At 71.7% G+C, this 10,431-nt stretch carries 12 protein-coding genes and 1 pseudogene; 5 read left to right on the plus strand and 8 right to left on the minus strand.

The genetic code is table 11. From position 1 onward, the window contains the following. The 3 genes from KBX53_RS10765 to KBX53_RS10775 form a co-directional block, all read right to left on the minus strand. Positions 1 to 701, minus strand: a 701-nt coding sequence (locus tag KBX53_RS10765; RefSeq protein ID WP_210858926.1) for an ABC transporter permease, incomplete at its 3' end; no start/stop codon positions are given. 235 nt (positions 702 to 936) lie between these two features. Next, positions 937 to 1,452 (minus strand): O-acetyl-ADP-ribose deacetylase, encoded by a 516-nt coding sequence (locus KBX53_RS10770; RefSeq protein WP_210858929.1) that lies wholly within the window; start codon positions 1,450 to 1,452, stop codon positions 937 to 939. A gap of 1 nt (position 1,453) precedes the next feature. Further along, on the minus strand, positions 1,454 to 2,284 hold the full coding sequence (locus KBX53_RS10775) for an EI24 domain-containing protein (RefSeq protein WP_210858930.1): 831 nt from the start codon (positions 2,282 to 2,284) through the stop codon (positions 1,454 to 1,456). A gap of 198 nt (positions 2,285 to 2,482) precedes the next feature. Between KBX53_RS10775 and KBX53_RS10780 the strand changes: the two genes are divergently transcribed. The 5 genes from KBX53_RS10780 to KBX53_RS10800 are packed head-to-tail and all read left to right on the plus strand — an operon-like array spanning position 2,483 to position 7,048. Further along, entirely contained in the window at positions 2,483 to 3,391 is a 909-nt protein-coding gene (locus KBX53_RS10780; RefSeq protein ID WP_210858932.1) for an ABC transporter ATP-binding protein, read from the plus strand. 12 nt (positions 3,392 to 3,403) lie between these two features. Continuing rightward, positions 3,404 to 4,138 (plus strand): ABC transporter permease, encoded by a 735-nt coding sequence (locus tag KBX53_RS10785; RefSeq protein ID WP_210858934.1) that lies wholly within the window; start codon positions 3,404 to 3,406, stop codon positions 4,136 to 4,138. An 11-nt stretch (positions 4,139 to 4,149) separates the two neighbouring features. Then, the gene (locus KBX53_RS10790; RefSeq protein WP_247675429.1) at positions 4,150 to 5,418 is read left to right on the plus strand and encodes a sensor histidine kinase; all 1,269 of its coding nucleotides are present in this window, start codon (positions 4,150 to 4,152) and stop codon (positions 5,416 to 5,418) included. Continuing rightward, positions 5,415 to 6,056: a response regulator transcription factor gene (locus tag KBX53_RS10795; protein ID WP_030327749.1), complete on the plus strand. Its 642-nt coding sequence runs from the start codon at positions 5,415 to 5,417 to the stop codon at positions 6,054 to 6,056. The genes KBX53_RS10790 and KBX53_RS10795 overlap by 4 nt, the downstream gene beginning before the upstream one ends. Before the next feature lie 23 nt (positions 6,057 to 6,079). Next, positions 6,080 to 7,048, plus strand: coding sequence for a YafY family protein (locus KBX53_RS10800; RefSeq protein ID WP_210858939.1), 969 nt, complete (start codon positions 6,080 to 6,082; stop codon positions 7,046 to 7,048). On the opposite strand, the gene KBX53_RS10805 is transcribed toward KBX53_RS10800, so the two are convergent. From KBX53_RS10805 to KBX53_RS10825, 5 genes and pseudogenes are all read right to left on the minus strand, one after another. After that, complete coding sequence (locus tag KBX53_RS10805; protein ID WP_210858940.1) at positions 7,039 to 7,953, minus strand: SDR family oxidoreductase; 915 nt, start codon at positions 7,951 to 7,953, stop codon at positions 7,039 to 7,041. The genes KBX53_RS10800 and KBX53_RS10805 overlap by 10 nt on opposite strands. A gap of 56 nt (positions 7,954 to 8,009) precedes the next feature. Beyond that, on the minus strand, positions 8,010 to 8,747 hold the full coding sequence (locus tag KBX53_RS10810) for an alanyl-tRNA editing protein (protein WP_030327752.1): 738 nt from the start codon (positions 8,745 to 8,747) through the stop codon (positions 8,010 to 8,012). A gap of 11 nt (positions 8,748 to 8,758) precedes the next feature. Next, positions 8,759 to 9,646, minus strand: coding sequence for an alpha/beta fold hydrolase (locus KBX53_RS10815; protein WP_210858941.1), 888 nt, complete (start codon positions 9,644 to 9,646; stop codon positions 8,759 to 8,761). Next, on the minus strand, positions 9,643 to 9,957 hold the full coding sequence (locus KBX53_RS10820) for a DUF2516 family protein (protein WP_030327754.1): 315 nt from the start codon (positions 9,955 to 9,957) through the stop codon (positions 9,643 to 9,645). Before KBX53_RS10820 ends, KBX53_RS10815 begins: the two co-directional genes overlap by 4 nt. Before the next feature lie 71 nt (positions 9,958 to 10,028). Continuing rightward, a pseudogene (locus KBX53_RS10825) lies at positions 10,029 to 10,431 on the minus strand (hypothetical protein); the annotation flags it as partial.

Genomic DNA, 10,431 nt, shown 5'->3' on the forward strand with positions numbered 1-10,431 from the left:
CTCTCGGTGCCGGCCGCGGTGTCCCCCGCCGCCAGGTCGAGGGACTTCCCGTCGGCCGCGCGCACCGCCACCGCCGTGATCTCCGTTGCGGCGCGCTGCGGCAGCGCCGTGCCGGGGGCGGTGCCGGACTTGATGGCCTGCCACGCCGCCAGCGGCACGTACGCCACGTCCACGTGCCCGAAGGTGTCCTGCTGTTCGGTGACGCCGACGACCCGCAGCCGGGTGCCCAGCCGGTCGATGGTGACGACGTCGCCCATCTGCAGGCCCGCGTCCAGCGCCGTGGGGCTCACCACGATGCCGTCCTCGGTGCCCAGCCGGTCACCCTGGCTGACCGGGGGCGACAGGAACGAGTCGGGCTGGACGCCGAACAGCGCCAGGTCGACCTCGGTTCCCCGATCGGTACGCGTGTTCACGAGCGTGTTGCCGAACGGCGTCGCGTCGGCGACGCCCGGCTGGTCGGCCCACTCGTCCACCGCCGTCATGTCCACCACGCTGCGGGAGAACGCGGAGTCGCGCTGCACGTCCTGCGCGAAGGCGAAGGACGTGACCGGCAGGTTCTGCAGCCCGGACACACCGTCGCGGACCAGCCCGACCGACAGCCCGGACAGCATCACCATCAGCACGGCGATCAGCGCGATCACCGCGCCCATCAGAGCGAACCGCAACCGGGCGAAGTTGAGTTCACGAATCGCGAGGAACATCAGCGCGCGCCCTCGTAAATTGTCGACATCATGTCGGCATGTTATCAACAGCGTGTCGGCAAATATCACACCGCAGCTGTCGACCCCACCACACCGCAGCCTGCGGAAGTGGCCCCACCACGGACGCCATCCAGGCCCGCATCGATCAGGCGGGAACCGCCGCCCGACGTGGGTGATCAGGCGACGGCCGCCCGACTGGTGGTGATCAGGCAGCGACGGCCGCCCGACGTGGTGCTCAGGCGGCGTCGAGGACGCGGCGGGCCACGGCGTGGGTGTCCGCCCCGAACAGCACCAGGCGGGCCTCGGCGACGGTGGCGGGGGTGGCCGTGCGCAGCACCGACAGGGCCTGACGGACCGCGTCGTCGACCGGCCAGCCGTAGATGCCAGCGGAGATCAACGGGAAGGCGAGCGTCACCGCGCCCAGCTCGTCGGCCACCCGCAGGCTGTTGGCGTAGCAGTCCCGCAGCAGCGCCGAGCGGTCCTCGTCGGCCGACCAGACCGGCCCGACGGTGTGGATGACCCAGCGGGCCGGCAGCTCACCGGCTGTCGTCGCCACGGCCTGTCCCGTGGGCAGACCCCGGCCGTACCGGGACGCCCGCAGGGCCCGGCACTCGGCCAGGATCGCCGGGCCGCCACGGCGGTGGATGGCACCGTCGACCCCGCCGCCGCCGAGCAGGGACGAGTTCGCGGCGTTCACGACGGCGTCCACCCGCTGTGCGGTGATGTCCCCCTCGATCAGGACGATCTCCACGTCAGCGCTCCCCGACCGGCCGACCGGTGGCCGATGCGGCCAGCGGGCCGTCGATCGGCTGGCCGAGCGAACGGCGGGCCAGCAACGCCGCGCCGGCCACCGCCGCCGGCATGACCAGCACGGCACCGAGCGGGATCAAGAAGCAGAGGAACACCGCCACCCCGAACCCGAGGGCGGTGGGACGGTCGGCCTTCAGGATCGCCCGACGCTGCGGCAGCCGCATTCCCCGGCGGTAGAACGGCGCCCCGACAAGCTCCACGGCGAGGAACCAGCCGCCCACCGCCGCCCCGATCACCGGGACGACCGTCTGGCCGACCACCGGGATGAAACCGGCGAGGAAGAGGGGGATGCCAACCAGCGCGGTGAGCGCCACCAGGCGTACCGAGTCGGCGACGCTGCGGCGCAGCGACGACCAGAACGGCACGTCCACCGCGCCCGGTGTGCCGCCGTAGCGCTGCTCGACCTGCTCGGAGATCTTCTCGTAGAACGGGTCTCCGATGACCAGGGTGACAGCGGTGAAGGTGAGCACTGCCAGCAGGCCACCGACCCCGAGGAAGGCCAGTCCGGCGATCACCCGGACCAGGCTGCGGGCGGTACTCGACCAGTCGTCGGCGAACGGTGTGACGAGCGCGGCGAGGTCGTCCACGAAGTACACGAGGGTGGCGAACGCCGCCACGAAGAGCGCGCCGGAGATCAGGGCCGGCACGACGCCGAGCAGCATCAGCCCCGGGCTGCGGACATAGAGGCCCAGGCCACGCAGGAGCAGGCCGGCCCCGGCGAGGAAACGTCCGGCGGCCCCGGTAACCGGGCTGGCGACTCTGCTGACATCCACGATCGAGCAGCCTAACGAGCGGTCGTCGAATCCGCCGGGTGCAGCACTAGCAACGACACCCGCGTCGCACATCAACCGGTTGACGGATGGATGTGGTCAACCGGGGTCACCGGTGATCATCGCCGACCGGTCGATTCGCCGCCGGGCCACCCCGACAACCCTTGAGGGGTACGGGAAAAGCGGCGAAAGGGCGGCGAGATGCCGGTCATCGAGGTGACCAGACTGCACAAGCGATACGGCGATCTGGTGGCGGTGGACGAGGTGTCGTTCGCTGTGGAGGCGGGTGAGATCTTCGGTGTCCTCGGCCCGAACGGCGCGGGCAAGACCACCACCGTGGAGTGTGTCGCCGGGCTGCGCGTTCCCGACGGGGGCGGGGTGTCGGTCCTCGGGCTCGACCCCCGCCGGGACGCGGCCCAGCTACGCCAGCGGGTCGGTGTGCAACTTCAGGAGAGCCAACTGCCGGACCAGCTCCGGGTGGCCGAGGCCCTGGAGATGTACGCGTCGTTCTATCGCGATCCGGCCGACCCGGCCGAGCTGATCGAGAGGCTGGGTCTCGGCGCGAAGCGGAACACCGCGTACAAGAAGCTCTCCGGTGGTCAGAAGCAGCGACTCTCCATCGCGCTGGCGCTGGTCGGCAACCCGGAGATCGCGATCCTTGACGAGCTGACCACCGGGCTGGACCCGCAGGCTCGGCGGGACACCTGGAGCCTCATCGAGCAGGTGCGTAGCAGCGGAGTGACGATCGTGCTGGTCACGCACTTCATGGAGGAGGCCGAACGGCTCTGTGACCGGATCGCGGTGATCGACAAGGGCCGGGTGGTAGCGCTGGACACCCCGGCGGGCCTGGTGTCGTCGGTGGCTCCCGAGCAGCGGATCCGGTTCCGGCCCTCCGCTCCGATCGACGACCGGCTCCTCACCGACCTGCCCGAGGTCTCCGCGGTGCAGCGCACCGGCAGCCAGGTGGTGGTGACCGGCACCGGTGAGTTGCTGCACGCGGTCACCTCGGTGCTCGCCCGCAACCAGATCGTCGCCGCCGACCTGCGGCTGGAACAGTCCACCCTCGACGACGCGTTCGTCGAGCTGACCGGGCACCGGCCCGTCGCCTGAAGGAGAACCGACATGCACGCCTTCGGGCAGATCCTGAAGATCGAGACACGACTCTTCCTGCGGGACTTCGGCTCGCCGCTGACCACCGTCGTCCTACCGGTCGCGCTGCTGGTGGTGTTCGGGCTGGTCCCGGCGGCACGGCAGCCGGAGGTCCAGTTCGGTGACCTGTCCTTCATCCAGTACTTCGCACCCTCACTGCTGGTGATCACGCTCGCCATGTCGGCGGTCAACATCCTGCCCACGGTGCTGGCCACCTACCGGGAACGTGGGGTGCTGCGCCGGCTGGCCACCACCCCGGCCAGCCCTGCCGCGCTGTTGGCCGCCCAACTGCTCATCTCCCTCGCCACCATCCTGGTCAGCGCGGTGCTGCTCATCGCGGTGGGCCGGTTGGCGTTCGACGTGCCGTTGCCCCGGCATCCGTTGGGCTTCACACTGGCCCTCCTCCTCGGCACGGCGGCCCTGCTGGCACTCGGCCTGCTCGTGGCGGCGGTGGCGCGGACGGCGAAGTCGGCGCAGGCGATGGCCGTGCCACTGTTCATGGCCGTCATGTTCTTCGGTGGCGTCTACGTGCCCCGGTTCATCCTGCCGGACTTCCTGGTCCGGATCGGCGACTACACGCCACCCGGGGTCCAGGCGCTGCTCGACTCGTGGACCGGGGCATCGCCACACCTGTCGCACCTCGGGATAATGGCGGTGGTCGCCCTGGCGGCCGGCGCCGGCGCGGCAAAACTGTTCCGCTGGGAGTGATCGGGGATTCGATGGCCAGCAGCGGCGAGCACGACCGTCTGACCAGGTGGCGCAAGAACGAAGCGGCCCTCTATCGCGTGGTTCCCTACGGCGGGCTGGCCTTGGGCACCCTGCTGGCCCTCGTCGCACCGGCACCCCATCATCTCGGCGCGCTGCCCACCCTCGCCATCGCCGTGGCAGCCGGATGCTGGGTCGCCTGGTTCGTCACAGTGCACCCCGGCTGGCAGAGCCGGCGCGGGCTGATGGCGGTCTACTACGCCGGGCTGATCACGTTCGGCGCCGCCCTGGTGGTGGCCAGCCCGTGGTACGGCTTCTTCGCCTGGATCGGTTACATCCACGCCTTTCCGGTCCTGCCCAGGCGCTGGCGGATCGCCGGGGTGACAGCCACCGCCGCCATCATCGCCACCTCTCAGGGCGGTGGCCTGGTGATAGCGATGTCGCACTGGCCGCTCTGGCTGCTGCTGGTGCTCTTCAACCTGATCGTGGCCGGCTCGGTGAGCTGGTTCGCCATCATCGCCGAACAGGAGGACGCCAAACGCCGACGACTGATGGCGGAACTCGGCGAAGCCAACCGGCAACTCACCGAGACGGTCCGGGAGAACGCCGGGCTGCACGCCCAACTGCTCATCCAGGCACGGGAGGCCGGCGTGCTGGACGAGCGCCAACGGATGGCGCGGGAGATCCACGACACCCTCGCCCAGGGGTTGGCCGGCATCATCACCCAACTGGAGGCGGCCGAGCAGACCCGCGATCGGTCCGCCGACTGGCGCCGGCACGTCGACAACGGGCTCGCGCTGGCCCGGGAGAGCCTCACCGAGGCCCGCCGCTCGGTGCGGGCGGTCCGCCCGGAATCGCTGGAGACGGCCCGGCTGCCGGACGCCCTGGTCGAGCTGGGCGGGCGCTGGTCGGACCTGCACGGGATACGGGCCGAGGTCGCCACCACCGGTACGCCCCGTCCACTGCACCCGGAGATCGAGGTGACCCTGCTGCGGGCCGCCCAGGAGGCGCTGGCCAACGTGGCCCGGCACGCCGCCGCCTCACGGGTCGGGCTGACCCTGTCCTACATGGCCGACGTGGTGACCCTGGACGTGCGCGACGACGGGGCCGGCTTCGAGGTCACCGACCAACCGACGTCCCGGGAGCCGACTGGCGGGTACGGGCTGACCGTCATGCGGCAACGGGTCACCCGGGTCGGCGGCGAGTTGGCGGTCGAGTCCGAACCGGGCGGCGGCACCGCCATCTCGGCGTCCGTTCCCGCGCTACCCGGAGGTGCCGGGTGACCACCTCGATCCGGCTGCTGATCGTCGACGACCATCCGGTGGTGCGGGACGGCCTGCGGGGAATGTTCACCGGCGACCCCGATTTCGAGGTGGTCGGCGAGGCCGCGGACGGCTCGGAGGCGTTGGCACTGGTCGCGACGCTGCTACCGGACGTGGTGCTGATGGACCTGCGGATGCCCGGGATGGACGGGGTGACCGCCATCGGTCGCCTGACCCGCGCCGGCAGCACCGCCCGGGTGCTGGTGCTCACCACCTACGACACGGACGCGGACGTGCTGCCGGCGATCGAGGCCGGTGCCACCGGCTACCTGCTCAAGGACACGCCTCGCGAGGAACTGGTTCGCGCGGTACGGGCCGCCGCCCGGGGTGATTCGGTGCTCGCGCCGAGCGTCGCCGGCCGGCTGATGGGCCGGCTGCGCGCGCCGGTGGAGGAGCCGCTGAGCCAGCGTGAGCTGGAGGTGCTCACGATGGTGGCGCGCGGTGCCTCCAACCGGGAGGCTGCGGCTCGGCTGTTCATCAGCGAGGCCACCGTCAAGACCCACCTGCTGCACGTGTACGCCAAGCTCGGGGTCAACGACCGGGCCGCCGCGGTGGCCACCGCGTACGACAGGGGGTTGCTGACCCCCGGCGGGCGGTGAGCGGGGGCGGGCAGGATGGGTGGGTGCGCGCGTCCCGACTGATCTCGTTGTTGTTGCTGCTGCAGTCGCGCGGGTCGATGACCGCGAGCGAGCTGGCCCGGGAGTTGGAGGTCTCCGAGCGGACCGTCTACCGGGACGTGCTGGCGCTCTCCGCCGCCGGCGTGCCGGTCTACGCCGACCGGGGGCGGGCCGGCGGTTACCGTCTGCTCGGTGGGTACCGCACCCGGTTGACCGGGCTGACCAGGGACGAGGCGGAGGCGCTGTTCCTCGCCGGGCTGCCCGGGCCGGCGGGCGAGATGGGGCTCGCCGACGCGGTGGCGTCCGCCGAGCTGAAGGTGCTCGCCGCGCTGCCACCCGCGCTGCGCGACGCGCCGGCCCGCGCCGGGCAGCGGTTCCACCTGGACGTGCCGGGCTGGTTCCGGGAGACCGCGGCACCGCAGTGGTTGCCCGAGCTGGCCCGGGCGGTCTGGGCGGACCGGGTGGTGGAGCTGCGCTACCGACGCGGCGACCGGGAGGTGACCCGCCGCGTGCAGCCGTACGGCCTGGTGCTCAAGAGCGGGGTCTGGTATCTCGTCGGCCGGGTCGGTGAGAACGTGCGCACCTACCGGGTGGACCGGGTCACCGGGGTCGAGGTGGGCGACGAGCACTTCGACCGCGACGAGGGCTTCGACCTGGCCCAGCACTGGCGCGAGCAGGCCGGGTCGTTCCTGCGGACCATGCTGCGGGCCGAGGTCGCCGTCCGGCTGAGCCCCGCCGGCCTGCGCCAGCTCCGGCACCTGGTCGATGCCCCCTTCGTGTACGACGAACTGGTCGCCACCGCCAGCGAACCCGACGGGCAGGGGTGGGTGGTGGCCCGGTTGCCCGTCGAGTCGGTCCCGGTGGCGTACCACCAACTGCTGGGGCTCGGCCCCGAGGTGGAGGTCCTCGACCCACCCGAGCTGCGGCAGTTGTTCGCGCAGAGCGCCGACCGGCTCGCCGCGCTCTACCGGTAGCCGGTCACGTCCGCCGGTTTACCCGCGTCGACCACCTCGGTGATGTAGCGGAAACCCTCGGGTTGGCTGCCGTCGAGGTCGGTGAACCCGTACACCTTGGACAGGCTGCCGGCGTCGACGGACCTGCCGCTCCAGCGGGCCTTGTCGTCGTCGGCGGCGAGCGCGGCCACCGCCCGGCCGACGAAGGCAGGGGTCTCCGAGATGAGGAAGTTCGGGTCGGTGGCGGCGCCGTCACGCCAGTTCTCCTCGGTCACGCCGAAGTGCTCCAGCATCGCCTCGGAGCGGATCCAGCCGGGGGTGAGCGCGACGGCGGTGCAGCCGTACGGTTTCAGCTCGTGCGCCTGGCTGAAGGCGAGCCGGTTGACCGAGACCTTGGCCAGGTCGTAGAAGACCGACAGCCGGTAGTTCTCGTCGTTGTACGCCTTGGTCCCGTCGCCCATCTCCACCACCAGCCCGCCGGGCTTGCGGATCAGCAGCGGGAGGGCGAAGTGGCTGGTGATGATGTGCGTGTCGACGGCCAGTCGCAGGGTGCGGAAGCCGGCGTCGAGCGGCTGCTCCCAGACCGGCTTGTCCCAGGTGACCAAGGGGTCACCGCCCCAGATGTCGTTCACCAGCACGTCGAGTTGGCCGTGGTCGGCGTCGATCCGGGCGACCAGGTCGCGGACCTGCTCGGGCACCAGGTGATCGACCTGAACGGCGATGCCGGTGCCGCCGGCCGCGCTGACCAGCTCGGCTGTCTCCTCGATGGTCTCCGGTCGGCCCATCTCGGAGCGGCCGGCCCGGGTGCTGCGACCGGTGGCGTAGACAGTGGCACCGGCCGCGCCGAGCTGAACGGCGATCTGCCGCCCGGCACCCCGGGTGGCACCGGCGACGAGCGCGATCTTTCCGGTTAGCGGTTGCGTCATGCCTGCGACGGTGTCAGGAATACCTGACAGCCGACGTCCGAATTCGGTTACCCGGTCTAATCAACGAGCCGGACGCGGACCCGACGGTTGGCGCGGCCCTTGCTCTCCACCTTGACCACCTGCACCTTGCCGATCTGGGCGGTGGAGGCGACATGGGTGCCGCCGTCGGCCTGCACGTCCAGCCCGACGATGTCGACGATGCGGACCTCCTGCTCGTCCGGCGGGATGAGGTTGGACTGGGTGCGGATGATGTCCGGCAGGGCCAGCGCCTCGGTGCGCGGCAGCACCCGCGTGGCGACCGAGCGGTCGGCGGCCACCTCGGCGTTGACCAGCTCCTCGATGCGGGCCTTGAAGTCCGGGGGCACCTCGGGCAGGTTGAAGTCCATCCGGGCCTCGCCCGGCTCCATGTTCCCGCCGGTGACCAGCGCGCCGAAGTCGCGGAACACCACACCGCAGAGCACGTGCAGCCCGGAGTGGGTGCGCATGAGACGGGTGCGGCGCTCGTCCTCCACAGCGCCCACGACAGCGGTGCCGACCGGCGGCAACGGGTCACCCTCGGCGGGGATCAGGTACGGGTCGTCGCCCTTGCGGGTGCCGACGATCCGGGTCTGCACGCCCTGCCAGAGCAGCACGCCGTGGTCGGGTGGTTGACCCCCGCCGCCCGGGTAGAACGCGGAACGGTCCAGCACGATGCCCTGCTCCGCATCGGCGTGCAGCACCGTGCAGGTCCATTCGCGCAGTGTCGGGTCGGCAAGATCCAGCCGGTGCGTACGGCCATGCTGTGTGACGCCCATGACAGGGCAGGTTACTCGTTCAGGAAGCCGGAGATGCGCTCGCGCAGGTCGGCGCGCTCCGACCAGAGCACCCCGGGCCGGTCGTACACGTGCAGGGTGGCCTGGGGCAGCGCGGCGGCGAGCCGCTCGGCGACCTCGACCGGGTGCAGGTCGTCGCCCGCACAACCGATCACCAGTGCCGGGGCGGTGACCGCCGCCAGGTCACTGATCCGGCGCAGCGGCGTCTGATCGGTGAGCGTGGCCAGACCGTCGGCGAGACCGTCACGGAGCAGTTGGTCGAGCCGTTGCCGCAGGTACGCCCAGCCGGCCGGGGTGTTGCGCACCGCCGGGGGCAACTCCAGCGTGACGATGTCGGCGACCGCCGAGGCGTCCCCGCTCTCCACCGCCTCCAGCAGGTCGGTGATGCGTTCCCGGGCGGCCGGCCCGCGTGGCTCGTCGAGGACCGCCGGCAGGAAGAAGACCAGCCTGTCGAAACGCTCCGGGCTCTCCGCGAGGAGCCGGCAGAGGGCACCCGCACCGAGGCTCGCGCCGAACGCCCGGCTGGCCCGCCCGAGGTCGGCGATCGCCCGCAGATCCCGGGCCAGGTCCAGGTAGTCCCACGGACCGTCCGGGGAATCGGAACGGCCGTGACCGCGGAACTGGAAGAACACCTTGCGGCCGTTCACCCCGCTGCCGAACGGGCGGGTGGTGGCGATGCCGTTGCCCAGACCGTGTGCGAACACGGTGACCGGGTCACCGGTGCCGGTGACCAGCCGCTCCAGCCGTACGCCGTGCGGGGTGGTGACCAGCTCGGTCTCCGGCTCCGGCAGCGCCGGCCGGCCGGTACGCGGCCCACCCGGCCCCGGCCCCCAGGTGCGGGGACCGCTGTCGGGTGGGGGCGGCCAGCGGAAACCTCTCACCAGAACCCTTTGCCGTCGCTCAGGTCGCGCAGACCGACCCGGACGTCGAGCAGGTAGATGAGCGCGGCGGCGATGCCGATCAGTCCGAAGAGGCTGATCGGACCGAAGCCGAGCAGGGTGAGCACGAGGCAGACCGCCAGGATGGCGATCCAGCCGCCCTTGGGCAGCGTGCCGATAGCGGGGAACGCGTCGGAGCGCTGCGTGACGGCGTGCACCAGCGCGACACCCTGGATGATCAGCGCGAAGACGAGCAGAATCAGCTCGATCACGTAGCGGACTTCGAACGCGAAGATCGGCGCGGCGTTGGCCATGTCGGCAAGTTTATGTCCACGACCCCGGCTACGTCCGACAAGGACGCCGCCGGGGTCGTCGACCCGATGAGCTACTCGGCCGCCGGACGGGTCCGCTTGGTGGCCCGGGGCAGCTTCGCCGACGGGGTCTCGGCCTGCTTGGCGGCCTTCGGGGCGCGGGCGACCTTCTTGACCGCGGCCGGCTTGGCCTCGGCGATCTCGGCCACGTCGGCCGGGGTCGGCGTGTCGACGGGGGCCGCGGCCGGGGCGGTCGGGGTGGTAGCGGTGGTGGCGGTCGCGGCGGTGGCGGTCGGCGTCACGGCCTCGGTGGCCTCGATGTCGGCGTTGACAGTCTCGGCGGCCTCCAGCACGCCGGCGCCGACGACCCGCTCGCCCCGGGCGACCAGCGCGCCGTACGCGGCGAACGCCCGCTCCTGGGCGACCTGGGCGCTCGCGACCACCAGGGCGGCGTTGCGGGTCGCGGCGGCGCGCAGC

The organism is Micromonospora sp. M51, assembly GCF_018070305.1.
Lineage (GTDB): Bacteria > Actinomycetota > Actinomycetes > Mycobacteriales > Micromonosporaceae > Micromonospora > Micromonospora parva.

What these genes read in the sequence shown, in the direction of transcription:
- KBX53_RS10810 (WP_030327752.1), bottom strand. Translation starts at nt 8,747, where the DNA reads ATGGGCGTCACACAGCATGGCCGTACGCACCGGCTGGATCTTGCCGAC.
- KBX53_RS10820 (WP_030327754.1), bottom strand. Translation starts at nt 9,957, where the DNA reads ATGGCCAACGCCGCGCCGATCTTCGCGTTCGAAGTCCGCTACGTGATC.
- KBX53_RS10805 (WP_210858940.1), bottom strand. Translation starts at nt 7,953, where the DNA reads ATGACGCAACCGCTAACCGGAAAGATCGCGCTCGTCGCCGGTGCCACC.
- KBX53_RS10780 (WP_210858932.1), top strand. Translation starts at nt 2,483, where the DNA reads ATGCCGGTCATCGAGGTGACCAGACTGCACAAGCGATACGGCGATCTG.
- KBX53_RS10790 (WP_247675429.1), top strand. Translation starts at nt 4,150, where the DNA reads ATGGCCAGCAGCGGCGAGCACGACCGTCTGACCAGGTGGCGCAAGAAC.
- KBX53_RS10785 (WP_210858934.1), top strand. Translation starts at nt 3,404, where the DNA reads ATGCACGCCTTCGGGCAGATCCTGAAGATCGAGACACGACTCTTCCTG.